This is a genomic window from Brevibacillus panacihumi W25 (genome assembly GCF_000503775.1).
Classification (GTDB): domain Bacteria; phylum Bacillota; class Bacilli; order Brevibacillales; family Brevibacillaceae; genus Brevibacillus; species Brevibacillus panacihumi_A.
Window position 1 is genome coordinate 1,521,011 of sequence record NZ_KI629785.1, and the last position, 24,945, is coordinate 1,545,955.

Genomic DNA, 24,945 nt, shown 5'->3' on the forward strand with positions numbered 1-24,945 from the left:
GATTCCTCCTCATTCAGCTTTTTCCCCATTATAGCACAGGTCTTTTCCAACAATCGGAGGTTCCGAAGCTGTCATTTGCAGGTAAGCCGAAAAAGCGCATCCAGCTTCAACTGATCCCTGCAAGTCCCCGTCATCTTCACTTTTTGTTTGGCGATCACATAACGCATTTCATCCCCTTCCAGAAGCATCCCGATCTCCTGCTCCCTGCCGCGCACCACCAGGTCCGGCTGTTCCGTCCCGTTCCATTCCTGACACATAGACCCCTCTCTTGAAAATACAAGCTGCCAGCGGATCTGCGTATCCTCCGTGACAATCCCGATCCGCCTTTCCCACCCCATCATGACGGGCCAAAGATGTTTTTTCCGCTGCAAACGCACAAGCATTTCATCTAGCAGGTTTTCGATTCGAGTCGTCATGGCCGATCGCCTCCCTCTTTTCCAAGGGGTTCGCCTGTGCTTGCGTCGAATCCTTTGACGAGGAATGAGAAGCTCTGTCGCCTCTTGTCAGGCAAGAAATGTACTTCTCGACAATGGGCAAAAAAAGACACCTGCTTCTTGCAGATGCCTGTTGTTTCCTATCCCTATTCAACTGTTACTCTTCAATTTCATCGAATTCATCCTTGTCCAGACGGACCTCGAGATGATGCCCATCCGGTGTTTCAAAATACAAGTTGAAGCTTGTAGGTCTGGTGATAGGGCCGCGATAGCAGATATTTTCCGCCTCCAGCTTGTCTACCAGGTAATCCAGTTCGGCGCGGCTAGTAACAGAAAAAGCGATGTGGTCTACCTGTCCCACTCCGCCTTTTCCCTCTTCCCCGCTGTGCGGGTGCAGGCCGATCCGTGTGTATGTGCCAATTTGAAAGTAGACAGGCTCTCCTTCTACAATACTTTCTTCCGGGATAGGAACTTCCAGGATGTCATGAAAAAACCGAGCTGTTTTCCTCACATCACTGCAATTTAACGCGATGTGATGAACTCCTTTCAAATGAAACATTCACACTGCCTCCCAGGTCTTTCGATCAAGCGCTTTTCTGCGAAATTTGCTTTCTCTTGTTGTAGTGCTTCAATCGCTCGCTTAACCGTTTCAAACGGATCATCAACGCTTCTCGCCACTCGTCATCCTTCAGATCTTTGGCTACGCCAAGCAGATCCAACGAGATGTCGATCTGTTGTTTCAACACGTCAGAGAAGCTGATTGCTTCGTCCGTCATGGTACAATTCTCAAACAACTCCGATGTATTGTCAACACTCACGAAGTCGGTGAAGTCCACTTCAGGAGCTTTATCTCCCTGTGCATATTCTACTAAAATTTCGTATTCCCCTTCAATAGCAGGATGAACGTCAATTCTGTCACATACAGGACAAAACATGATGGGGACATTGTGCACCAGCGTTTTATGATGACGGACAGACCCAATTGACCCTACCATTCCAGCGCCGCAACAAAAACTCATTTCGTCTCCCTCCTTCTTCGCCCAAACAAATAAGTCTCGTGTTTGAACGATAGTCTGTCTGTACTAGTCATTGTAGCCTAAATGACCTAGAAGTCTCTACCCGCAAAAGATGCCAAAAGTTGATCGTAAAAGTAAATGTACAATTATTGTACTCGATGAAAGAGGAAACGACCACTATTTTCTGACTAGTTAGATTTTTCCATGCTGGTCGTAAAAAAAGCTGAGGACTTGGCCCCAGCTTTCTTCTGATCACTATTCTTTTACCATCGCTTCGTATTTGTCGGCATCCATCAGCTTATCCAATTCTGCTTCGTCCGACAGTTCCACGACGATCATCCACGCTTTCTCGTACGGCGAGGAATTCACCAGTTCAGGCGCATCTTCCAGCTCTCCGTTTACCTCGATGACTTTGCCGCTCAAAGGCGCGTACAGCTCCGATACGGTTTTGACAGACTCGACACTTCCGAATGGCTCGTCCTGTTGAATCGTGGAACCAACCTCTGGCAACTCGACGAACACGATGTCACCCAGTTCAGATTGTGCAAATTCTGTAATGCCGATATAAGCCTTATTGCCTTCAATACGCACCCACTCATGCTCTTCGCTGTAACGCAGATTTTTTGGGAATTCCATCGTTTACGTATCCTCCTATTCGGGTACAATCCATTCTTTCATAAAGATATTTGACGCCTTTTCTAGGATTCCTCTTCAATGCCTAAAATTCGGAACAGGCGTTTTTTAACCAGGTTCAAGCCCTTCTCTCCTGCCTGGAAATGGCGAAGCTGCAGATTCTCGTCAAAGAGATAAAAAGCTGGGACGTACTCATTTTGAAAAGCATCCACGGTCTTCATCTCGTTGTCGATGGCGACCGGATGGGTCAGCTCGTACTCCGCAATGGTAGCCTTGATCGCTTCGATATCCGTATCCTTCTCGGAGCGAGGCATGTGTACGCCAATCACCTTCAGCCCATTGGCTGCGTATTTGTCCCGCCACTCATTGATATTGGGCAAGGATTCCTTGCACATGTAGCAGCTGACTGACCAGAAGTGGACCAGCACAGGACTGCCTTGCAAATCCGCTTTTGTGACCTGCCCGTTCACCCATTCTGTGATTCCCGGAAAATCTGGCAATTCTTCACGCAGACGCATCCTTCACACATCTCCTTTTCAAAAGGCTGGACAAACTTTCCTTATACCTGACTATACCTGTTCTCTACGCAGATTTCCAGCTACTTGTCTCGATGTTTTGGAAGGGGTGGTCCACCAGCTGTAGTGGCGGGGATGAAAAAGGGGAAAACGCTTCAGGCCGGCTGGGATCTTTGCTGGGGGATAGCACTGGTCGTCTGCACTCCAAAGGCGGAACCGCGGCCAAAAGCAGCCGTTACCAGGAGGTGATTCAGGGTTAGCCGCTGAAATCGTGTTCCGCCTTTTCCGTTCCGACTGGGTCAAGATCCCAAATGCCTTCCGCTCTTTTCCCCTTTTTCATCGACCAGCTTTTCCAGGTCTCCCTTCCACCTTTTGTGGGCTTCTCAAAGGGGGGTTAAGCCCATCGGTATTATCAACAAAAAACGTGCAGCCCCTCCCTAGAAGAAGGACTGCACGTTATAGATGGTTCATTCAATAGTAATGCGCGATTACTTCGCAGTCAGTTGAGCTTGTCCTGGACGCCAGTTGGCTGGGCACAGACCGCCGGATTGCAGAGCTTGCAGTACGCGCAGAGTCTCGTCAGTGGAACGGCCGATGTTCAGGTCATTTACTACTTGGTATTTCAGGATGCCTTCTGGATCGATGATGAACAGACCGCGGAACGCTACGCCTGCTTCTTCATCCAGCACGCCGTAGTCGCGAGCTGTTGTTTTCAGGAAGTCTGCAGCCAGTGGGTAGTTCAAGCCACCCAGACCGTTTTGGTCGCGAGGAGTGTTGATCCAAGCGCGGTGGGAGTGGATGGAGTCTACAGAGATACCGAGAACTTCTGCATCCAGGTCTTTGAATTCTTCGATTGCATCGCTCAGTGCGATGATCTCAGTTGGGCATACAAAGGTAAAGTCCAGTGGATAGAAGAACATGACCAGCCATTTGCCACGGTAGTCGGACAGGGATACTTTGCCGAACTCTTTACCGTTTCCGAGTGCTGTTTCCAGAGTGAAATCTGGTGCTGGGAGACCGACCAAACGTTGTGCCATATGTAAAAAACCTCCTTGGAATGTGGTGTACTAGCTTACCTATCACATAATATCATTGCTATCACTTTATAGTCAATACAATGTAGGAATTATTTCAACCTGTTATTCATTTTCATTCCATTCGGAACAAGCACAAAAGTAATGTTTCCTGCAGTCCCGTCCCCTATGCATCCTTTTTTCTCTGGAGTATCCCGGAGCTGGCGATGGATGCGGCTGCCTCTCTCAATACTTCTCGATCCTGGACAAGCGCAATGCGCACATAGCCTTCCCCTTCGGCGCCAAAAGCGCTCCCCGGAATCACGACGACACCCGCCTCCTCCAGCAAGGCCAACGCAAATTCATGTGACGTCCACCCCGTCGGCACCGGGGCCCAGACAAACATCGTAGCTTTTGGCGGTTCAATCACCCAGCCCGCTTTCGCCAGCTCCGCCAGCAATACATCACGCCGCTCCTGATACAGCCCACTCACGCTGTTTCGGCCGCCGGACAGCCGGTCTTCCCTCATCGCCGCAACCGCCATCTCCTGTACAGGCAAGAAAACCCCATAGTCGACATTGGACTTGACGATGGCGAGCGGCTTGATGATCTCCGCATTTCCCACGACATAGGCGATCCGGCAGCCAGCCATATTGAAGCTTTTGGAAAACGAGTTGAACTCGATCCCCACTTCTTTGGCACCGGGAGCTTGCAGAAAGCTGGGCGGCTTGTAACCATCGAAGGCCATTTCCGAATAGGCGAGATCATGCACCACGATAATGTCATGCCGCCGGGCAAATTCTACCACCTCTTCAAAGAAGGCCACGGTGGCTACAGCGGAGACAGGATTGTTGGGATAGTTGAGAATCATGAACTTTGCCTGCTTGGCTGCCTCTTGCGGGATCGCAGCGAGATCCGGCAGAAATCCGCGCTCCGCTTTCAAGGGCATAAAATAAGGAGTGGCCCCGGCCAGATGGACACTGCCGGCGTAGATCGGGTATCCAGGGTCAGGAACCAGCACCAGATCGCCCGGGTCTGTCCAGGCAAGAGCGAAGTGGGCCAACCCGTCCTGGGATCCCATCAGGGAATGGATCTCCCCATCCGGATTCAACTCTACGCCAAAACGATATTGATACCACTGCGCAACCTCTGCCCGAAACGCTGCCGTCCCTTCACTGAGTGCATAGCCAAAAGCCCCCGGCTTCTCCACCGCTGCCGCAAGGGCTTCCAGCAGCGTGCGCTCTGGCTGCTGATCCGGACTGCCGATGCTCAGATCATAGACTCTCCTGGTCTGGGCTACCTCCCGTTTACGATTTGCCATCTCCGAAAAAATCGCGGCTGACAACTGTTCCAGTCGCTTCGACGGTCTGGGCATGATTTCACTTTCCTCCCCAGGTTTTTTCCAGTTCTTCTGGTTTAAAGCCCAAAGTTACCTTTTTCTCATCGGTGATCAAAGGACGCTTGATCAGCTTTCCATTGGAGGCGAGCAAATCAAGCATCTCTTCCTCAGACATGGTTGGCAGCTTGTCCTTGAGGCCCAGCTCTTTGTACTGAACTCCGCTCACGTTAAAAAACTTGCGAAGCTCAAGCCCGCTTGCTTGCCAGATGCGGCGCAGCTCCTCCTTGGTCGGTGGGGCTTCTACAATCGGAATCTCCTCAAAGCTGATGCCTTCCTCGCTCATCCACTTCTTCGCTTTGCGGCATGTGTCGCATTTATTATACAGATATGCTTTAATCGCCATGCTTGCATCACCTCTGTCATTTTATAAGGAACGACAGCCCAAAATCTCCAGGCTGCCGTCTTCTCGCTGTTCTCTCGCTGCTGTTTTGGTTTTACGAACCGGATTGGACCGTAATCTGGACCTGGTACCCCGCATGCTTTCTCGCTTGAAAGACGCCATTTTCAAAGATCAGGTACTGAGCCTTCACCCCGATGAGACGTCCACCGATCCTCTCTTCTTTATCAAGCGTCTTGGAGTTGATCTTGTCCAAAGACTCCAGGATTGGATAGGTAATATCGACCCATTCATCTTCACGGTATTGGAATGGCTTGAAAGCGTCCGGGAAATGGCTGTACACTTCGTCGCGCAAAGTGATCAAGTCGACCTCCCGCACTTCTCCTTTCAACATTTTACGCCAGTTGGTTTTATCAGGCAAAAATTGGCTGAGGTGAAACTCCAGCTCCCCGGCCATCCGTCTCGTCGGCACCTCGGCGATCGGAATCGCACGGATCGCTCCCTGATCCACCCAGCGCTTCAATTCATTGTTTTTGCGTGTCAAACCCACTTTAATATCGCTGGAAACAGCCAAATAGACGTAATGCGGAATCATGCAATACGATTGGCCGAAGCTCTCATCCCGGCATGTCCCCAGCTCAAAATGACATTCATGCGGTTTGACGATGCAAAGGTCATTTTCCGGCAGTTTGGTAAAGCAAGGATAGCAATAGCCGCTGTTGAAGGTCTTGTTCGTCTTGCGGCCACAGGCAATGCAATTCTTCTGTCCCAGATAGGAAATGGTGACTTCGTGATTCAGCCACTCGTTTAATGGCAAACGGTCTTCGCCGATTTGCAGATAGTAGTCAACAGGCTTGTCCTTGCCATGGTATTGGTGTGTCAAGCCATGCAGCAAACCGCTCAGTTCCAACCTACTCTCCCCTTCCCGATTTACATCTTCTCATTCTATCACATCATCGATCCGCGTTGACGGTTGCTTTGTTTTGGCTGCATGTTTTCACAGCCTGGGGGCGAAGCTATGACCATACTCGATGGAAGGAGGCGTTTTCCCTGAGATACCGCGTCCTTGGCGCCTTGTTAACCATCGCTTGCCTTCTTGGCATTATTGCCCTTCCTTCCCTGGCTGCTGCTCCTCTCCCCACATACGAGCCGATTCACCGGATCGATACGAAGAAAAAGGTGGTAGCCCTTACGTTCGACGATGGACCTGATGCTACCTATACTCCGAAAATCCTGGAGGTCCTGCACCAGCATCAAGTCCAGGCCACTTTTTTTGTGCTCGGCTCGCAGGTGGACAAGTACCCCAAAGTGATGCAATGGATCACCAAAGCGGGGCATGAGATCGGCAATCACGGCTACGATCATCACGACTTGAACAAGTTGACCGAGCAGGAGGTCTACGATGACATCAAGCGCGGTGAACTTTCTATTCTGAGAACGACAGGGATTCTCGCGCAAAATTACCGACCACCCGGTGGAGTCATGACTCACGATGTGATGAATGCAGTCCAGGCATGCGGCTATGATCTGATCCACTGGTCGATTGATCCAAAGGATTGGTCCATGGCTCGAACAGCCTCCCTTATCGCGAAAAGCGTCAAGAGCAACGTCAAGGCAGGAGACATCATCCTTTTTCACGACGGCGGCTTGAATCAAAAACAAACGGTGGCGGCTCTGAGAGATTTGATCAAGGACCTGCGGGCGCAAGGGTATCGCTTTGTCACCGTCAGCCAGTTATTAGATGAAGCAAAAGCAAAATAGGAAAAGGCACCAGTCCTTCCGGTTGCCGGAACGACTGGCGCCCATGTTATCATCTACTGCTCATCCTACCATTACCTTGCCCAAAAACGAACGCAGCCGCTCATTCTTCGGATGTTCAAACAATTCCTCCGGCTTTCCTTCTTCCATAATAATTCCCTGATCCATAAAAATGACGCGATCCCCCACTTCCCGGGCGAAGCCCATCTCATGCGTCACTACGATCATGGTCATTCCTTCTGCAGCCAGGTTTTTCATGACCGCCAATACCTCGCCGACCAATTCCGGGTCGAGTGCAGAGGTTGGCTCGTCAAACAGCATCACTTTCGGATTCATGGCCAAGGCCCGGGCTATCGCCACACGCTGCATCTGTCCTCCCGACAAACGATCTGGATAGACGTCAGCCTTATCTGCCAATCCCACTTTCTTTAGCAAAGCCATGCCTGTTTTCCGCGCTTCGTCCAAAGGCGTCTTGCGCACCTTGATCGGGGCAAGCATCACATTTTCCAGAACGGTCTTATGCGGAAAGAGATTGAACCGCTGAAAAACCATCCCCACGTCTTCCCGAACCTTGTTGATATCCACCTTGGGATCGGACAGATCGTATCCGTTCATGATGATGGTTCCGCTCGTCATCTCCTCCAGTTGGTTCAGACAGCGCAAAAACGTGCTTTTTCCCGATCCGGAAGGGCCGATGACACATACGACTTCCCTTTCCGCGATCTGTGTCGTGATTCCTTTTAACACCTGCAATTTGCCGTAGTTCTTTTTCAAGTCCTTTACCTGAATGATCATGGCATCACCTCCTGGAGCTTCCTGCGTGTGCTTGGTCATCATATGCTTCTATCATACACGAAAATTGTCGCAATTGCATGAAAGATTAGCCTTTTGCCGTTAACTGACAATCGCCCTGACAAGAACAGGATGAGCAAGAAGGCGCTGGCGGAGTCATGCGCTTATGCTCGTTTTTGCTGGACAGGTAGTGAATCAAACGCGCTGAATTCAGTACCACCAGCACGGAGGTAGCATTGTGGACAAAAGCTCCGCCGACGGGTCCGAGGGTGCCTACCATCGCCAAAATGACCGCTGCCGCATTGATCAGACTGGAAATCATCAGATTTTCGCGGATGACTCGCAACGTTTTCTGGCCGAGCTGGACTACATCCGCCACTTTGGAGACATCATCATGCATGATGACGATATCGGCTGCTTCCGAAGCGATTTGGGTTCCCCCTTCTCCCATAGCGATTCCTACGTGGGCTGCCGTCAATGCGGGAGCGTCGTTGATGCCGTCGCCTACCATCCCGACGACAAGCCCTTTTTGCCGATATTCTTCGACGCGTTGGTACTTCGCTTCCGGAAATTGCTCGGCATAGACTGTCGTGACCCCTGCTTGACGAGCAATCTGGCTGGCTGCACCCCGGTTGTCTCCGGTCAGCATGGCAATCTCTCCTACTCCGTGCAGCCGCAGACGTCCGATTGTATCCCGCGATTCCACACGGACGCGGTCGGCCAACGATACCAGCCCGACAAGCCGGCGATCCCTTGCGACCAATACCGCCGTATGTCCGGCCTGCTCCTGCTCTTCTCGAAGTTGCGTCAATTCAGTCGTCTCGACCCCCATCTCAGCAAAAAAGCGGGCATTCCCAACCAGAACTTCACGACCGTCTATTTTTCCGGAGACTCCATTGCCCGGGTGGACGAGAAAAGCATCTACCTGCGGCACCTCGATGCGCCGTTCTTCGCTTGCCTTGAGAATAGCCTGGGCGACGGGATGCTCCGAATGCTTTTCCAAAGCCGCTGCCAGGCGCAGGACGTCATCCGCCTCTTCGTTATACAGCCGAGCTACACCTGTCACCTGCAGCTTTCCTTCCGTCAACGTCCCTGTCTTGTCAAACAAGAGCGCATTGATCAGTCCAATCTGCTCCAGTGCGACTCCGCTTTTGATGAGTATGCCATGCTTGGCGGCACTTCCAATCCCCGCCATGATCGCAGTCGGTGTAGCCAGTACCAGTGCGCAGGGACAAAAAACGATCAGGATCGTAACCGCTCGGACCAGATCCCCCGTAAACAGATACATCAGGACAGCCAGCGCCAGACTGCTCGGCACGATCCAGGCAGCCCAGCGATCCAGCAGGCGTTGGACGGGGGCTTTTCGTTCCATCGCCTCAGCGACAAGGCGGGTTACTTTGGCAAATGTCGTCTCGTCCCCGATCCGCTCCGCCTCGATCTCCATCACTCCGTTGGTATTCAAGGTTCCCATGAATACCTCATCACCGGGGCGTTTTTCCACAGGCAATGACTCTCCTGTCAGTGCCGCCTGATTGACGGCTGCCTGTCCCTGTCTGACGATCCCGTCGACCGGAATTTTTTCACCTGGCTTGACCTGGACTACGTCTCCTTTCACGACCTCATCCAAAGCGACTTCCAGCCACGCATCCCCTCTTTTGACATGGGCCGTCTGCGGAGCCATCTGCACCATTTCTTCCAGCGCTGACGCAGCTTTGGCCACGGTGCGATTCTCCAGCCACATGCCGATCATCATAATCAGCGCCACTTCTCCTGCTGCGAAGATTTCTCCAATCGAGACTGCAGCGATGATCGCAATCGTCACCAGCACGTCACTGTTGATCGAGCGTTCCTCCAACAATTCCTTTCCGGCTGCCCAGGCAATCGGAAGTCCGCACAGCACGACTGCCAGCCACGCCAAATCCAGTCCCCAAACAACTCCATACAGCCAACTGACCAATAAACCTGCACCCGACAGCAGCATCCCCATTTTCTGTATCATCCCAACCATCTCCCCTTTTCTTTCCCAGTTGAGAAAGAGAATCAGACTTATTTCTCCCGTAAAAACAGTGGAAGCTGCTGCCCGAAGGCAACAGCATCCTAATTGATAATGATTATCCTTATTTTTACCTAGGCGAATCCTTTTGCGTCAGGTAAATATTTTTATATTCATTCTAATGTGGAAACTGCCTTACCGTCAAACCCAATTTTCCATCATTTGATGTGTAACAGCGACGAGGTCTGTTCATGATAAGAGTGAGGTGAATAACATGCAGCGTAAAAAATGGATTGCTCTCATCATCGTTATGGCTGTGTTGTTTGCGGGCCTGATTGTAGAGGGATTTACAGGAACTCCCGAAGATCTGGCAAATCATCCAGGGTACGCGTGGGAAGAAAACGTGGTCTCCGGAACTGGCAACGCCAAAATCATTCAGCTTTTTGTCAATGGCGTCATCTCTGGCGAACGAAACGCGGCTGGCATCCCTACCAATACAGAGATTCTTCGCGAGCAGCTTCGTTATGCCGAGGAGGATGAAAATGTAAAAGCGCTGGTGCTTCGGATCGACAGTCCCGGAGGCGAGGTCGTAGCCACCGATGAGATTTACAATCGGCTATTGCGATTCAAACAGGTTCGGAACATTCCCATCGTTGTCAGCATGGGCTCTACAGCAGCATCAGGCGGTTACTACCTGGCAACCGCCGCGGATACGATATTTGCCAATCCAAATACGCTGACAGGCAGCCTGGGCGTTATTTTTAATCTCGTCAACTACAGCGAAGCAGCCAATAAGCTGGGAATCCACCAGTACGCCATCAAAAGCGGACGCTTCAAAGACATCGGAAGCCCCACTCGCCCCGTCACTGCTCAAGAGCAGCAAATTTTTCAAACACTGGTGAATGAAAGCTACCATAAATTCGTCGATGTCATTGTCAAAGGCCGCAACTTAAGTCGCGAACGGGTACTGGAGATTGCCGATGGACGAGTCTATTCCGGAGAACAAGCAAAGCAGCTTGGATTGATCGACAAGTTTGGCGATCTGGAGGAAGCGACGCAGCATGCCCTCTCCTTGTCTGGTGAACAAACGGCGACAGTCGTACGGTATTCTGATCAAATCTCGTTCAGCAAACTGCTGTTCAGCATGAAGCAGCATTGGTCCAATCCGGATCCTTTGGGCCTGTCCCGTATTTTGGATCGCCATTCCACACATCGTTTGCTGTATCAATTCATTCCTGGAGAATCGTAGGGAGGATAAGCAATGACACAGAAAATGCTGGATGATTCACCGCCGGTCAAGGATGTGTCCACCCACGTTTTTGCCGGCTTTTGGATTCGGGTGGCAGCTACTATCTTTGATTCCCTCTTTTTGATGGGCGTCTCCTTGTTGATCTTCAATCCCCTGCGCCGTCTGTTCGGAGTGTACGGGGCTGCCTTTTCCCAGATCGATCTGCTGGAAATCCTGTTCTCCCTGCTATACTTCATTCTGCTAACCTGGTGGACCGGACAAACGCTCGGCAAAATCATTACCGGGATTCGCGTCATTCCCACTGGCGAGGGGCGAGGCAGCCTCTCCGCCGGTCAAGTCATTTTACGCGAGGTAATCGGCAAATTCGTCTCGTCCCTGGTATTTGGGCTCGGCTACATGTGGGTTGGCTGGAACAAGAAAAAACAAGGCTGGCATGATCTCATCGCCAATACCTTCGTCGTTTGGGAAAAGCGGGTCTAGGACGCAGCCAAACAAAAAACTCGCTTCCGCGTCGGTCACGCGAAAAAGCGAGTTTTTTACCTTGCTTGCATTTGTTGTTGTGGTGCAGCGGGAGCAGGCGGTTTGTCCTCTTCTTCATAAAAGAACGGGAGGAGGACCAAGCTCACGACGAAAAACAGTATCCAGATGATCCCACGCTTGAAAATGCACGGAGTAAGCACTTGGACCAACCCCTTTTCACGTCATTCTCTATATATCTACGCTTCCCCACCTGCCGCCCGTTTATCCCAATTTTATGCACCTGTAAAAATTTTTTGTCCATGCTGTTCCGTTGCCGCTCGTTTCGGCCTGCTGCGATGAACCAGACAGGCGGCGGCAAACGCCAACAGCTGCGCACCCATCAGCCAAAACATCGTCCACGGTTCCCACGCCTGCATCAGATACCCGTTGATCCCCGGAGCGAGAATACTGGCTACTCCGAAGTTAATCCCTGCTACGATGCCTACCGTCGGAATCAGGGAGCCTGGCAAGAGATCTGCCGCATAAGCCAGGCCAAGGGAATAAAAAGAGCCGACAGCCGCCCCGGCCACTGCCAACAGCAGCATCATCACCCAGACGTTCTCCCCCGCCAGCGGAAACAGGAAAAAGGCAGCCGCGCCAACCAGGGCGCAGACGAACATCACTTTTTTGCGTCCTACCCTGTCACTCAATGCCCCGAGCGGCATTTGCAGAATGATGCTCCCGACGATAAACGACGGCAGGATCAGGGACATCCACTCCAGCGACAAGCCCGTACGCAAGGCATACACAGGAAAGCTTCCATTGAGTGAAGTTTCCATGAAACCGTAGAGAAAAGCCGGAATCAGCGCCAGCCAGCCGATGCGCAGAACCGTTACATATTTGTTCTGCTTTTTCTCCGTCGGTCTGAACTCTTCGGGGTAGTCATTTTTGATTCGCGCCAGCAGCAAATAGGCGATGACGTACAGCACGATCAACGCAGCAAACGGCACCCACAAGCCAAACGTCAGCAAGTTCAGGCCCAATGGACCAATCCCGAAGCCAATTCCAAAAGCCAGTCCGTAGATCGACAAGTCGCGTCCCCTGTTTTTCTCCGAGGTAATTTTCGTTACCCACATCTGGCTGGCGTAATGCAGACTGGAATCCCCCACCCCCATCAGCAAACGCAGGATAAACCAGATCGTCAAGGAAGAGAAGACAGGGACCAGCAAGGTCGATCCCGTCAACAGCACCAGTCCCCAGAAGATCGTGTTTTTATAGCCCAGACGACGCAAGGGGATCTCTAGCCAAGGAGAGACGAGCACGATTCCCAGATACAAAGCCGTTGCATTCAAGCCATTGACCACAGAGGATACGCCTTGCTGCTCCAGCAAGACGGCCAGCAATGGAATGGTCAAGCCTTGATTGGCTCCCGCGACCGCCACGACGACGATCAACACCCAAAAGGTGTAGCGCGATGATTGCATGGTGTTGAACCCTCACTTTCATGATCCCGATGCGGTAGCAGAAAGACTTCCTTGTTGGAGCTGGTACATTTTTCGATACAGGCCGTCACGACCCATCAGCTCCTCATGTGTCCCTCGCTCCACCACTTCCCCGCGCGACAATACCAGAATTTGATCAGCATGCTGAATCGTCGACAGCCGATGCGCGATGATGAATGTGGTCCTTCCTTGAGACAGCACGTGCAGTGCCTCCTGGATGGCAGACTCCGTCTCGCTGTCGATGCTGGCTGTCGCCTCGTCCAGGATCAGAATCGCGGGATCGCTGACCAGTGCACGGGCAAAGGAAATGAGCTGTCGCTGTCCTGCCGACAAGGTCGATCCCCGCTCCACCACCGGTTCGTCATAGCCGCCCGGCAACTGCCGGATAAAATCATCCGCACGAACAGCTTTGGCTGCTTCGCGGATCTGTTCATCCGTCACGTGATCATTGTACATGCGTATGTTGTAGCCCACGCTTCCCGCAAAGAGAAACGGATCCTGCAAAACCAGACCGAAATGGCGGCGCAAGGATTGGATGTCCAACTCGCTCATTGGCGTGCCATCGATCAAAATCTGCCCTTTTGTCACGGGGTAATAGCCAAGCAACAGGTTCATTAATGAGCTTTTTCCCGAACCCGTGTGGCCAACCAAGGCGATCGTCTCGCCCGGTTTTGCCGTGAATGAGACATCTTTGAGCACGTATTCATCCCCGTTATAGGCGAAGGACACGTGATCGAACACTACTTCTCCCTTTGGTCGGGGAGCGGCCGTTTTCTTCTCATCCTCCTGCGCCGGAGTATCCAAAATCTCGAAGACCCGTTTGGCCGAAATATTCGCCTGCTGAAGCTGTGAGAGGCGATCCATGATCATGTTGATCGGCTCGAAAAAACGCCCCATGTAATCGACAAAGGCAAACAGCGCCCCGAAGGAGATCGCGCTGTGAAAGGAGGCAGAGCCGAAGTACCAGACGATCAAGGTCAATGCCACCTTCCAGATCAGGTCGACAGCCGGACGAAGCAGGAACGATTCGACGTTGATTTCCTTCAGTCTGACTTTGAAATACTCCTCGTTCATCTGGGCGAATTCCTGCTGTACGCCCTTTTCGCGGCGAAACGCTTGCACGATCGTCATGTTTTGAATCATCTCGTTGATCGTCGCGTTCATGTCGCTGAGCCGAGTGCGTATAAGCGTGTAGTAGCGCGAGCTGTACTTGCGGTACACGATGACGAGCAAGACGAGCAGCGGCACCGTCACGCAGCAAAACAGAGCAAGCTCTGGCTGCAGCAGGAACAAGGCGATCAATATTCCGACCAGGTAGAAACCGTTCTGCACAAAGGTAGCCAAAACGCTGACGTACAGCTCCCGAATCGCCTCTGTATCGTTGGTGACACGCGAGACAAGTGAGCCTACAGGCGTCTTGTCAAAAAAGGAGACCGGGAGCTTTTGCAGATGGGAAAACAGCTTCATCCGCATCTGCTGGATAATCCGTTGCGCGATCTTTTGCAGCCACAAGATCTGAATGTAATTGAAGCCCGCCGACAAGAGGATCAGGACCCCATAGCCCGCAGATAGCCAGATAATCGGCTGGACATCTGCCGCATACATCCCTTTTACCTCTGCTGCCGTCAGACGAATGCCTGAGGCAGGCTCGGATTGGTTCACGCTCACTTCTACCCGCTCCCGGCCACTTTCCGCAGCGACCGGTGTGATCTGCTTTTCCCCGTTTTGCTCTACGATTCCCTCGACCAGGTAATACGTCATTCCTTCTGTCAGCACTGTCATCTGCTGATCCTGCAAGCGATCCGGCGTTTCCCCGATCGCCGGCAACTTATCTTCCCGCACGTAATAATAGCCGTCCACTTCGACTGCGATCTTTGCAGCTGCCTGCGGCTTCTGCTCAAACTGGTACCAGGTCTGCTGAATGGCGAGGATGTGATTGTCGATCATCACCTTCGCCAAGAAGGGACCCGCCAGCTCTGCTCCCGTGCCAAGCACCAGAAGAAAAAGCGCTCCCGCGATTTGTTTTTGAAAGGGTCTGGCGAATGCCACTAACCGTTCCCATACGTTCTGCCCACTCATGAAACGCTCTCCCTTCTAGCCTTGACCGGCTGCTACGTCCTGCTCCATCTGTTGACGGCGATACTGCTCGGCGTACCAGCCCCCCTGCTTCATCAATTCCTCATGGGTTCCACGCTCCACGATTCTTCCCTCATCGAGGACAAGGATCAGCTGGGCATGCTGTACGGCCGACAAGCGATGGGCCGTGATGATCGTCGTTTTTCCTTGCCGTTCCTGGCGGAGATGGTGGACGATTCGCTCCTCTGTCCGCGCGTCGACGGCTGAGAGCGAGTCGTCGAGAATCAGAATATCCGCATCCATCAGCAAAGCCCGTGCAATCGAGATGCGCTGCTTTTGTCCCCCGGACAAGGTGACGCCCTTCTCCCCGACCATCGTTTCGAGTCCTTCACCAAATTGCGCGAGATCACGTCCCATCTCCGCCAGTTCGAGTGCGCGCATGACCTCTTGCTCAGTCGCTTCCGGCTTGCCAAAGGCCACATTTTCTGCAATCGTCCGTGAGAACAATAGATGCTCCTGCGGCACGTAGCCGATTTTGGCGCGCAAGGAATCGAAGGAAATCTGCTCGATCGGCACACCACCGAAGAACAAGGCATCCTTTTCCATCCGATACTGGTGCAGCAAGGTCCGGCACAGGGTGGATTTGCCGCTCCCTGTTCGTCCCACGATCCCCAATGTCTCACCTTCCCCCAGCGAAAAGGTGATGTCATGCAGGACAGGTTTGTCCGTCCCCGGATAGGTGAAGGTAAAATGGCGGGCTTCGATATGATTGGCCCCTACCTCTGTTACGGGGTGGGAGGTCTCATGAACGTCCGGCTCCTCCGCCAGCATCTCTGTCAGTCGTTTGAGTGAAGCGCTCCCCCGCTGTACGACGTTGATCAGCCAGCCAAACGCGAACATCGGCCAGATCAGAAGGCCCAGATACAGGTTGAAGGCGACCAGATCGCCCAAGGAAATCGAACTGGTAAAGACCAGATACGTGCCGTAGCCCAATCCGATCAGGAAGCTGAATCCAATAATGATGCCAATGGTTGGTTCAAACAGCGCGTCGATGCGCGATACATTCACATTTCGCTCCAGTGTTTTCTCGCTCACTCGGCGAAACGCCTCCACATCCTGGTCTTCCTGAACGAAGGCCCGCATGACTCGCACGCCGGAAACGGACTGCTGAACGTGGTCGTTCATTTCTCCAAATGCCTCCTGCGCCAGGTAAAAACGCTCGTGAAGCAACCGTCCGTAGTAAGCGGTCGACCAGGCGAGAAACGGCATGGGAACCAACGCTGCCAAGGTCAGCTTCCAATCGATGGACACGATCATCACGCCAAGCGTCAGTAGCGTCATAAACAGCGAATCCACCAGGGTCAAAACGCCCATGCTCGCTGTCCGCTCCACAGCTGGAATATCGTTGGTGGCAATCGCCATCAAATCTCCGCTGCGCCTGCGTTGGTAAAAAGAGGGGGTCATGCGGGTCAGATGGCCAAACAGCCGCTCCCGCAGCACCCGCTCCAGGATCAGCGCCCCGCCATTGAGCAGGTACCGCCAGACGAAACGCATCACGTACAGCGCCACGCCTAACGAGAGCAGGATGAAGAGCGTTTTCGTCAGGCCAGACTCGGTCAGCGAACCGTTGCGAATCGCATCCACGGTCTCTCCGATCAAGCGTGGCGGCCAAAGCATCAGGACATCAATCGCAAACAAGAAAGCAATACCCACGGTATACCGTTTCCAGTGCTTCCGAAAAAACCAGGACAATTCTCGCAAGATGTACACGTTTTTTCACCTTCTTTACTAAGAGAAAAACGCGAGGAATTACCCGCGTTGTTTTTGGTGGTGATTTTCCAGCTTTCCTGCCGGGGGAGGAAAAAGGGAAAACTCCAGCTTGGTCAAGATCCCAAATGCCTTCGCTTTTTTCCCTTTTTCCTCGACCAGCTTTGTCTGGTCCCCCTCAACCTTTTGACGGTTTCTCAAGGAGTGCAAGATGTATGAAAAAGGGTTGCACAGACGCAACCCTCATTTTGCTCCTATCATCGTAATTGACAGAATTTTACCTGTCAATTGCTTTTGCGCGACCGTAAATCCAGCCATTCGGAGCGCAGCATGCTGTATACGGCATGGTCCACATAGTGATCATACAGGAATTCATTTTGGCGCAGGACACCTTCCAGCGTGAACCCGAGCCGCTCCGGAATCGCCCGGCTTTTGGCATTGCCCGTCGCCGCCTGGATCGTCACCTTTTCCATGCCCCAAGAACCAAAAATCAAGCGATCCATATACGTCTCGACAGCCATGGACATCAAGCCTCGTCCCTGATACCCGGCCCCCAGCCAGTAGCCCAGGGAGGTTTTCTTGTTGATCCAGTCCAGGTTGTGAACACCCAAAGTCCCGGCCATTCTCCCCCTGTACCAGATTCCGTAATGCGTTCCCTGGTTGTTGTTGTGCTGATTGATCGTCATCGCAATAAAATGGGCAGTATCCTCCACCTGCCTGGTGTAATCGAGCCAAGGAAGCCACTCGCGCAAATACGCTCGATTCGTATCGATCAGCCAAAACATCTCCGCTGCATCGGAAGGCTCCAATTGCTTGAGAAATGCATCTTCTGTCATCGGCAATACTCTCATCTCAATCCCTCCTTGGACTCCTCCGCTGGCATGGGGAGCTCTTGGCCGTTCAATATGACCTGCAAGATGATCTCGGCATGCAAAGATTTCGCCACTGGACAATACTGCTCGGCCTCCAGCTTCACAGCCTGCCAGATGCGCGATGGCGCAACTTCACCGGTCGCACGAAATGTAAGGTGGATCTGTGTGATCGCATGGGGGAGCTTGGCCTCGCGAATCCCGTCGGCCTCGATTTCAAGAGATTCCAGTGATTGCCGCATCTTCTCCAGCAATTGCGTCACCCCGATGCCGATGCAACCGGTCAAACCGACGAGCAGCAGCTCCAGCGGACTGTTTCCTGCTCCTTCGCCGCCGTATTCTTCCTTGGCATCCATCCGGACAGGATAACCACTCGGTCCGACGGCTTCAAATTGCCGTCTTCCCAACCATTGTGTTCTGACACCGATCCTTTTTTGCCCTTCCGCCATCTGGATCCCACTTCCTTTTCTACTATCATAACAGGAGTTGACCAAAAAATGGAGAAAAGCGTCCAGCCGCAGAATGCAGTGGACGCTTTATGTGCTAGGCCTTGCTTTTCGCAATCTCTTCCGGTTTGAAAATCCCTGTCTCCGTCACGATCGCCGTGATATAGGCTGCAGGGGTGACATCGAATGCGGGATTGTACACCTTGATGTCATCCGGCGCTACCTGCTTGCCCAGACCGTGCGTAATTTCTTCGCCAGGGCGCTCTTCGATCGGAATCTGTGCCCCTGTCGCCGTCTCCAGATCAATAGAAGAAAGAGGTGCGGCGACGTAGAACGGAATGCCATGGGCTTTCGCCAAAACGGCTACGCCGTATGTGCCGATTTTGTTGGCTACATCCCCGTTGGCCGCCACGCGGTCGGTACCGACGATGACCGCCTGGACCTTGCCCTGGGACATGACCATTGCCGCCATGTTGTCGCAGATCAGCGTGACATCGATGCCAGCCTGCTGCAGTTCATACGCGGTCAGACGCGCTCCCTGCAGAACCGGACGTGTCTCATCGGCGAATACCTTCAGGTCCCAGCCCCGCTCCTTCGCCAGATAAAACGGCGCTGTCGCTGTACCGTAAGCTGCTGTCGCAAGTGCGCCGGGATTACAGTGCGTCAGAACACCCATTCCGTCTTCCAGCAAGGTAAGCAGATTCTCCCCGATCGTGCGGCAAACCTCCGCATCCTCTTTTTGAATCGCCAGCGCTTCATCCAATACCGCTGCCTTGAGCTGGACTACATCTTTTCCGGCATCGCGCTGCACACGCGCCTTGATCCGATCCAATGCCCAGAACAGGTTTACGGCTGTAGGACGGGAACTGCCCAAATACTCCGCCTTTTGGTTTACTTCAGCGATCAATGCTTCCGTTGTCGCTGCCTCGCTGTTGCGAACGCCCAAATACAAGCCATAAGCTGCCGCCATGCCAATCGCCGGGGCTCCCCTTACCTGCAGGTGGCGGATCGCCGCCCATACCTCTTCTGCAGTGGTCAATGTCAAATAGATCGTTTCTACTGGCAATTTCGTCTGGTCAAGCAAGACCAGCGCGTTATTCTCCCACTTTACCGGGGTAAGTTGTGAACTTGTTGTCATACGGTTGCTGCCTCCTGGTAAAATTTCGCGGTAACGGAACGGACCAGATCGGTAATATCGGTCGACTCGCCTATCTTGGTGCGCTGCAAAATCAACGCTTCCCCGATTGCGAGAGCCAGACGTTCCGCTTCTGCGCGCGTCTGCTCATCAGCGATCTCGTTCAGATCCGCCACTCCCGCAAGCCCAATGACGCGGCGCAGAATTTTGCAGCCTGCATATCCTGCCGTGTCCTGGATCAGTCGGTTCACATAGCTCTCCCACAAGCCTTCTACATGAGCGCTGCGCTCCTTGGCTTGCTTGTGCCAAAGCTGGACAAACTGCGAAACGAATTCGTTCCACACATCCTCTACCGTCTCCAACAGGTATTCGCGATACGATTCCCGTTCTCCTGGGTCAGCTTGCAATCCGTGCTGTCCTGCGTAGTTGAGCAGCAGATTGGCGATCACCGCACCGATGTCAAAGCCAAGCGGTCCATAGTAGGCGAATTCGGGATCGATCACTTTCAGGCTGGTCTTCGTCACGAAGATGCTTCCTGTATGCAGATCTCCATGAAGCAAGGCTTCTGCGCGCGTCAGAAAATCGTATTTCAGCTTGGCGATTTCCAGCTTCAGCGGCTTGTTCTGCCAGATCGCTTCCACTTCCCGCTGAATCAGCGGATTGAAGTTGTTGGTCGGCGCATTTTCATAAGGGTCTGTGAAAACGAGATCTTCAGTAATTTTGCATAATTCTGGATTGATGAATCTTCCGACAAGTGCTTTTTTCTCATACGGATGAGATCCGAGATCAGAGGTATAGAAAAGGGTGTGCGCGAGAAACTTGCCGATCTGCTTTGCGAACAGCGGATAGCGGTTGCCCTCGATCAAGCCTTTGCGCATGATGATGTGGTCTCCGACGTTCTCCATCACGGTCAAAGCAAGCTCTTGATCAAAATGGTACACCTGCGGCACCAGCTCCGGCACTCGTTTGTACTGGATTTGCAGGGCCTCGCTTTCGATGCGGGCACGATCCAGCGTCAAGGGCCAAGACTCGCCCACCACGCGAGCATACGGCAGCGCCTGCTTCACGATGACGCTTTTTCCCGTTGCCTCCTCGCGAATATCAAACACCAGATTCAGGTTTCCGTCGCCGATTTCCCGGCTGGACAGGTCGGCTCCTTCTGAAAACAGCCCGGGCAATTCCTTTACATACTGTACTGCTTCTTGTTCTGTCAGCGCGCGATAGGCCATAGTCTGCCATTCTCCCCTCTAGCTCTTTTTTGATCTATTCCTAAAAGAAATAAAAAACCTCTTTTCTCGAAGAAAAGAGGTTGTCATCGTACACGCATCAGGTAAACGTGCCCGTCTCCCCCTTATCTTCCAGACCACTTTTGTTTCTGCAGGAATTAGCACCGTGCATGTCGCATATTGCAGTCGCGTTATGCGGCTGAATCGCGTCATGTCGGTTGCCGGGTATCATCGGGCCAGTCCCTCCACCTTCTCTGGATAAGGTATCCAACGTATGCAGTTTTGATTAGTTTGAATCATACAACCCGTGGTGGAAGCTGTCAACTCCCTTTTTGCTCCTGTACGTCACCAACTGTTCTGAGAGCCGGACGCGGAGGGACGTTCCCAGTTCCACCAGTCCACCTTGCCCAAAAAGGCAGCGGTGATCGAAGGCTCTTCCCGAAGCTTGAGCAATTCCTTGGTCGGTCCCGTGACGATTGCGCCGTAGATGCGGACGCCGTTTTTCTGCAGGTATTGATAGCGATCTTGGATTTTCGGATCGTTGGTCCACATCAGGCCTCTGCCGACCGCCCTGCTCAGCCGCTCCTGATCGGCTAAATATTTCATCTCGGATACGTAGGCTGCTGCCCGTCGATCTCCCTCGCCGTTGACCTGAATGGACGCCCCTCCATAATCCAAGCTGCGCTCGGAAAAGCCCCAGACCTTCCCTGCTGACAGCAATAGATCGCCTCTCTCCTCGTCCGCCTGTTTGATCTCTTCCCCCGTGTCTACCGCGAACCAGACCGTCTCATGCTCGTAATCAGGCAGATGGCTCAAGATCAGTTGCTGATACTCCTCATAGGTCAGACGCCGATCGAAGGAGATGGCCAACTGCGAGACCGTTCCCTCCGGCAGCTTTTCCATTGCTTTCCACGCTGGGTCCCGCCGGAATTTCGTCTCTTCTGATGTCGCTGCTTCATTCGGATAGCGAAAGAACAATTTGACATCGCGGATTCCGTTGGGCCACTTGGGCTGTGCATGGATCAGCCACAAAAGATTGGTGCTCTCCATCCTGCCTGCGTTCTGATTCTCTTTTCCCACCTGTTCGCGCAGCTCCATCTGGATGTTTCCGTACAAAAGGCCGATCTGCGAGCCGCTGCTTCCGGCCGTGATCCCCGGTTGGGTGAAATTCACCATGCTCCTCGTCACGCGGTACAGATCGTCGTACATGGCTCTGCCGAACCAGCCATTGATGAAAAAAATCAAAACTCCCGCTGCAAACGCAATCCCGAGCGTAAAAGCGGAGTTGCCAAAACGCATCCGCCACTTTCCGCGACGCAGGATTTTGCGCTGTTTTTCTTCGGGCAGTCCAATCGGTTCGGACGATTTCTCCTCGTTTTCCTCGCCGAGCAAAAGTCGCTCAAGCTTTTGTGCATACTCCTCATCGTCAGCCAGTTCTTCTTGCAGCCGCTTCTTTTCCTCTTCCGTCAGCTCGCCGCGCAGATAGGCGAGCAGCCGTCCTTCTTTGTTGTTATCTTCCCTGTTCGTCATCCGCCTGATCCCTCCACAACTTGCGCATCTTTTGTCGTCCGCGAAAAAGCGAACGCTTGACATCTGCCAGACTGATTCCCAATACCTCGGCGATCTCTGCGTATCGAAACTGCATGGCAAACAGCAGAATCACCTGTCGCTGCTGCTCGGGCAAAAGCTCCAGATAGGCGTGCGCCGTCTCCCACAATTCCTGCGACACGAAGACTTCTGCCGGATCCATCGCCTGCAGGTCCGCCCTCTCCGGCAGTCGCTCCATAATCTGCAAAGGGTGTCTTGCCTGCTTGCGATGCCAATCGACAAACGCGTTGTATGCTACCTTGAACAGCCAGGGACGCACCTTTTCCCCGCGGTAGTCATCCAGGGCCTGAAAAGCGCGGAAAAAGGTTTCCTGCGTCAGATCCTCTGCCTGCCTCGCATCCCTTGTCAGTCGGAAAAGATAGCGGTAAATGTCATTTACGTGTAACCGGTACACGTCTTCCAGGCCTACTTTCCCAACCTTCTCACACCCTTTCATCCCTTACCACGTCCTTACAGCCAAAAAGGTTTCACTCCGGGTGCCTGCCCTGAAAAACAAACATTGACTCCTGTTTGAGAACGTCATATCATGGGTGTATCTCATACGCGTCTACGCGTATCAACAACATAACTCTTATCGCGAGCTGGCTGAGGGACTGGCCCTATGATGCCCGGCAACCGGCGCTCATCTACCACGTTGTAGTGAGCGAAACGGTGCTAATTCCAACGGATAAGAGTCAAGCGCCTGTCTTGACTTCTTACCCGAGAGATGAGAGGCGACGAAAAAACGTTCTTCAGACGACAAGCGCCTCCCACTCCGGGAGGTTTTTTTTCGTTTCCGAAGCTTCTGCAAGCCAAATGATCACGAATGAAAAAGGAGGCTTATTCCTGACGATGAGTGAACAGCGCATCCTTGTTACGTATTTGACACAAGCCAAAGATCTGAATAAAAAAGCAGAGGCGATCGCCGTCGGCATGACGGTAGGCTCCTGGACAGATTTGCCTGCCGCCAAACAAGAGGAATTGAAACCCTACCTCGGGGAAGCCGTCCAGGCAAAAGTGCTGGAAACGCTGGCAAACGGCGAGCAGCGTGGCTTGATTACCGTCAGTTATCCAGTACGCAATTTTACCCCGGATATCCCTTCTCTGTTAACCGGGATTTTCGGCAAACTCTCAATGGACGGAAAAATCAAACTCATGGACATCAGCTTGCCTGAGTCGCTTCTGGGACACTTCCCAGGTCCCAAGTTTGGGATCGACGGCCTCCGCAACCGACTCGGTGCCCATGATCGTCCGCTGCTCATGAGCATTTTCAAATCATGCCTGGGGCTTCCTTTTGACGATCTGAAAACCCAGTTCCGCGCTCAGGCGTTGGGAGGCGTCGACCTAGTCAAGGATGACGAGATCTTCTTCGCCGATGATCGTGCGCCATTCCTCGAACGGATCAAGGCGTTCAAACAGATCGCGTTGGAGGCTGAGGCTGAGACAGGAAAACCGGTCCTTTACGCAGCCAATCTGACTGGACCTGTCCATGAGCTGAACGAAAAGGCGAAACGCGCCGTAGAAGCAGGTGCCGATTGCCTGCTGTTCAACGTGCTGGCTTTCGGATTCGACGCCCTGCATCGCTTGGCGGCTGACCCGGATATCAACATCCCGATCATGGCTCACCCGGCATTGGCGGGGGCTTACTACCCGTCGCCTGATTACGGCATCGCCACGCCGCTTCTGCTCGGTACACTGATGCGGATCGCCGGAGCCGACCTGGTTCTGTTCCCATCGCCGTACGGGAACGTCGCCTTGGACAAAAACGAAGCACTGAAACTGGCAGATCATCTGACCAAGCCGCTCGAAGGCGTACGCCGCTCCTTCCCGGTGCCGTCCGCTGGCATTCACCCTGGACTCGTCCCGCAATTGTACGCGGACTTCGGTCTGGATCAGATCGTCAATGCAGGCGGCGGCATTCACGGCCATCCTGGCGGAGCGACTGCTGGAGCGAAGGCATTCGTCGCTGCGATCGAAGCGGTGACAGCAGGCCGAAGCTTGCAGGATGCAGCGGCCGATTCCGCTGAATTGGCGATAGCCCTCGAAAAATGGGGTGGCGGACGATGAGCAAGAAATTAGTCCTTTTTTGCGACTTCGACGGAACCATCACCGAAAAAGACAACATCGTCTCCATCGTGCGCAAATTCGCGCCACCCGAGTGCGAAACGCTGATCGAGCAGATCCTGACGCAAAAAATCACGATTCAATCTGGCGTCGGCCAGTTGTTTCAGATGGTCCCCTCCTCGAAAAAACAGGAGATCATTGATTTTATTCTCGAAGAAGCGAAGATTCGCCCCGGCTTTGCTGAATTTGTCCGCTTCTGCCGCGAGGAGGGCGTGGAGCTTCTGATCACCAGCGGCGGCATCGACTTTTTCGTAGAGCCGATCCTCGCTCCATTCGATTTGACTGGCGTGCCGATCTACTGCAACGGAAGCGATTTTTCAGGAGATCACATTACGATCACCTGGCCGCATCACTGCGACGAGCATTGCTCGACCGGCTGCGGCATGTGCAAGACAACGATCATTCGCCGCTACGACCCGAATCAGTATTTTCGCGTCGTAATTGGCGATTCCATCACTGACCTGGCAGGAGCCAAAATTGCCGACTACGTGATTGCCCGCTCCCTTCTGGCGCAGAAAGCGCAGGAGCTGCAATTGCCGCATCGCACCTTTGCCACCTTCCACGAGGTGATTGCCATTTTACAGGATTTGAAACACCAACAGGAGGTCTCTTAGC

Annotated in this window: 26 protein-coding genes and 2 riboswitches; of the genes, 5 read left to right on the forward strand and 21 right to left on the reverse strand. The window is 53.0% G+C overall.

The genetic code is table 11. The features are described from left to right. Positions 1–71: 71 nt before the first annotated feature. From T458_RS48355 to T458_RS48395, 9 genes are all read right to left on the reverse strand, one after another. Positions 72–416 (reverse strand): hypothetical protein, encoded by a 345-nt coding sequence (locus tag T458_RS48355; protein WP_023558345.1) that lies wholly within the window; start codon positions 414–416, stop codon positions 72–74. Between the two features lie 175 nt (positions 417–591). Further along, on the reverse strand, positions 592–993 hold the full coding sequence (locus T458_RS48360; protein ID WP_023558346.1) for a VOC family protein: 402 nt from the start codon (positions 991–993) through the stop codon (positions 592–594). A 25-nt stretch (positions 994–1,018) separates the two neighbouring features. Then, positions 1,019–1,453 (reverse strand): hypothetical protein, encoded by a 435-nt coding sequence (locus T458_RS48365; protein ID WP_023558347.1) that lies wholly within the window; start codon positions 1,451–1,453, stop codon positions 1,019–1,021. Between the two features lie 252 nt (positions 1,454–1,705). Beyond that, the gene (gene gcvH / locus T458_RS48370) at positions 1,706–2,086 is read right to left on the reverse strand and encodes a glycine cleavage system protein GcvH (RefSeq protein WP_023558348.1); all 381 of its coding nucleotides are present in this window, start codon (positions 2,084–2,086) and stop codon (positions 1,706–1,708) included. 62 nt (positions 2,087–2,148) lie between these two features. Next, entirely contained in the window at positions 2,149–2,601 is a 453-nt protein-coding gene (locus T458_RS48375; RefSeq protein WP_023558349.1) for a redoxin domain-containing protein, read from the reverse strand. Between the two features lie 485 nt (positions 2,602–3,086). After that, complete coding sequence (locus T458_RS48380) at positions 3,087–3,635, reverse strand: peroxiredoxin (protein ID WP_023558350.1); 549 nt, start codon at positions 3,633–3,635, stop codon at positions 3,087–3,089. A 163-nt stretch (positions 3,636–3,798) separates the two neighbouring features. Next, the gene (locus T458_RS48385) at positions 3,799–4,986 is read right to left on the reverse strand and encodes an aminotransferase class I/II-fold pyridoxal phosphate-dependent enzyme (RefSeq protein WP_023558351.1); all 1,188 of its coding nucleotides are present in this window, start codon (positions 4,984–4,986) and stop codon (positions 3,799–3,801) included. A gap of 4 nt (positions 4,987–4,990) precedes the next feature. Beyond that, positions 4,991–5,353: an arsenate reductase family protein gene (locus tag T458_RS48390; RefSeq protein WP_023558352.1), complete on the reverse strand. Its 363-nt coding sequence runs from the start codon at positions 5,351–5,353 to the stop codon at positions 4,991–4,993. 91 nt (positions 5,354–5,444) lie between these two features. Continuing rightward, the gene (locus tag T458_RS48395) at positions 5,445–6,257 is read right to left on the reverse strand and encodes a DUF2797 domain-containing protein (protein WP_023558353.1); all 813 of its coding nucleotides are present in this window, start codon (positions 6,255–6,257) and stop codon (positions 5,445–5,447) included. 191 nt (positions 6,258–6,448) lie between these two features. On the opposite strand from T458_RS48395, the gene T458_RS48400 reads away from it, so the two are divergent. Further along, a complete protein-coding gene (locus tag T458_RS48400; protein WP_252989863.1) occupies positions 6,449–7,108 on the forward strand; it encodes a polysaccharide deacetylase family protein in 660 nt (219 codons plus the stop codon). Between the two features lie 60 nt (positions 7,109–7,168). Here the strand turns inward: T458_RS48400 and T458_RS48405 are convergent, their stop codons facing one another. Next, on the reverse strand, positions 7,169–7,900 hold the full coding sequence (locus tag T458_RS48405; protein ID WP_023558355.1) for an amino acid ABC transporter ATP-binding protein: 732 nt from the start codon (positions 7,898–7,900) through the stop codon (positions 7,169–7,171). 85 nt (positions 7,901–7,985) lie between these two features. Continuing rightward, positions 7,986–9,896 (reverse strand): heavy metal translocating P-type ATPase, encoded by a 1,911-nt coding sequence (locus T458_RS48410; protein ID WP_023558356.1) that lies wholly within the window; start codon positions 9,894–9,896, stop codon positions 7,986–7,988. 268 nt (positions 9,897–10,164) lie between these two features. On the opposite strand from T458_RS48410, the gene sppA reads away from it, so the two are divergent. Beyond that, complete coding sequence (sppA, locus tag T458_RS48415; RefSeq protein WP_023558357.1) at positions 10,165–11,139, forward strand: signal peptide peptidase SppA; 975 nt, start codon at positions 10,165–10,167, stop codon at positions 11,137–11,139. A 12-nt stretch (positions 11,140–11,151) separates the two neighbouring features. Continuing rightward, complete coding sequence (locus T458_RS48420) at positions 11,152–11,619, forward strand: RDD family protein (RefSeq protein WP_023558358.1); 468 nt, start codon at positions 11,152–11,154, stop codon at positions 11,617–11,619. Positions 11,620–11,891: 272 nt separating this feature from the next. On the opposite strand, the gene T458_RS48425 is transcribed toward T458_RS48420, so the two are convergent. From T458_RS48425 to T458_RS48475, 10 genes are all read right to left on the reverse strand, one after another. Beyond that, positions 11,892–13,082 (reverse strand): MFS transporter, encoded by a 1,191-nt coding sequence (locus T458_RS48425; RefSeq protein ID WP_023558360.1) that lies wholly within the window; start codon positions 13,080–13,082, stop codon positions 11,892–11,894. A gap of 18 nt (positions 13,083–13,100) precedes the next feature. Beyond that, a complete protein-coding gene (locus T458_RS48430) occupies positions 13,101–15,179 on the reverse strand; it encodes an ABC transporter ATP-binding protein (protein WP_023558361.1) in 2,079 nt (692 codons plus the stop codon). A 15-nt stretch (positions 15,180–15,194) separates the two neighbouring features. Beyond that, entirely contained in the window at positions 15,195–16,946 is a 1,752-nt protein-coding gene (locus tag T458_RS48435) for an ABC transporter ATP-binding protein (RefSeq protein ID WP_023558362.1), read from the reverse strand. Positions 16,947–16,985: 39 nt separating this feature from the next. After that, on the reverse strand, positions 16,986–17,183 hold the full coding sequence (locus T458_RS48440) for a hypothetical protein (protein ID WP_023558363.1): 198 nt from the start codon (positions 17,181–17,183) through the stop codon (positions 16,986–16,988). Between the two features lie 44 nt (positions 17,184–17,227). After that, a complete protein-coding gene (locus tag T458_RS48445) occupies positions 17,228–17,794 on the reverse strand; it encodes a GNAT family N-acetyltransferase (protein ID WP_023558364.1) in 567 nt (188 codons plus the stop codon). Further along, positions 17,791–18,261: an OsmC family protein gene (locus T458_RS48450; protein WP_023558365.1), complete on the reverse strand. Its 471-nt coding sequence runs from the start codon at positions 18,259–18,261 to the stop codon at positions 17,791–17,793. Before T458_RS48450 ends, T458_RS48445 begins: the two co-directional genes overlap by 4 nt. Before the next feature lie 94 nt (positions 18,262–18,355). Beyond that, positions 18,356–19,396 carry an S-methyl-5-thioribose-1-phosphate isomerase gene (gene mtnA / locus T458_RS48455; protein WP_023558366.1) on the reverse strand — a complete coding sequence of 347 codons (1,041 nt, stop codon included), beginning with the start codon at positions 19,394–19,396 and terminating at the stop codon, positions 18,356–18,358. Continuing rightward, positions 19,393–20,622 carry an S-methyl-5-thioribose kinase gene (gene mtnK, locus T458_RS48460; protein ID WP_023558367.1) on the reverse strand — a complete coding sequence of 410 codons (1,230 nt, stop codon included), beginning with the start codon at positions 20,620–20,622 and terminating at the stop codon, positions 19,393–19,395. Before mtnK ends, mtnA begins: the two co-directional genes overlap by 4 nt. A 119-nt stretch (positions 20,623–20,741) precedes the next feature. Next, positions 20,742–20,884: riboswitch (SAM riboswitch) on the reverse strand. A gap of 80 nt (positions 20,885–20,964) precedes the next feature. Continuing rightward, complete coding sequence (locus T458_RS48470) at positions 20,965–22,149, reverse strand: anti-sigma factor (RefSeq protein ID WP_023558369.1); 1,185 nt, start codon at positions 22,147–22,149, stop codon at positions 20,965–20,967. Continuing rightward, positions 22,130–22,663 (reverse strand): sigma-70 family RNA polymerase sigma factor, encoded by a 534-nt coding sequence (locus T458_RS48475; RefSeq protein ID WP_023558370.1) that lies wholly within the window; start codon positions 22,661–22,663, stop codon positions 22,130–22,132. The genes T458_RS48470 and T458_RS48475 overlap by 20 nt, the downstream gene beginning before the upstream one ends. A 132-nt stretch (positions 22,664–22,795) precedes the next feature. Then, positions 22,796–22,940, forward strand: a riboswitch (SAM riboswitch). Between the two features lie 118 nt (positions 22,941–23,058). Here T458_RS48475 and T458_RS48480 point away from each other — a divergent pair. Both T458_RS48480 and T458_RS48485 read left to right on the forward strand, forming a co-directional pair. Beyond that, complete coding sequence (locus tag T458_RS48480; protein ID WP_031306103.1) at positions 23,059–24,273, forward strand: 2,3-diketo-5-methylthiopentyl-1-phosphate enolase; 1,215 nt, start codon at positions 23,059–23,061, stop codon at positions 24,271–24,273. Beyond that, positions 24,270–24,944, forward strand: coding sequence for a 2-hydroxy-3-keto-5-methylthiopentenyl-1-phosphate phosphatase (locus T458_RS48485; protein ID WP_023558372.1), 675 nt, complete (start codon positions 24,270–24,272; stop codon positions 24,942–24,944). The genes T458_RS48480 and T458_RS48485 overlap by 4 nt, the downstream gene beginning before the upstream one ends. Position 24,945 lies beyond the last annotated feature (1 nt).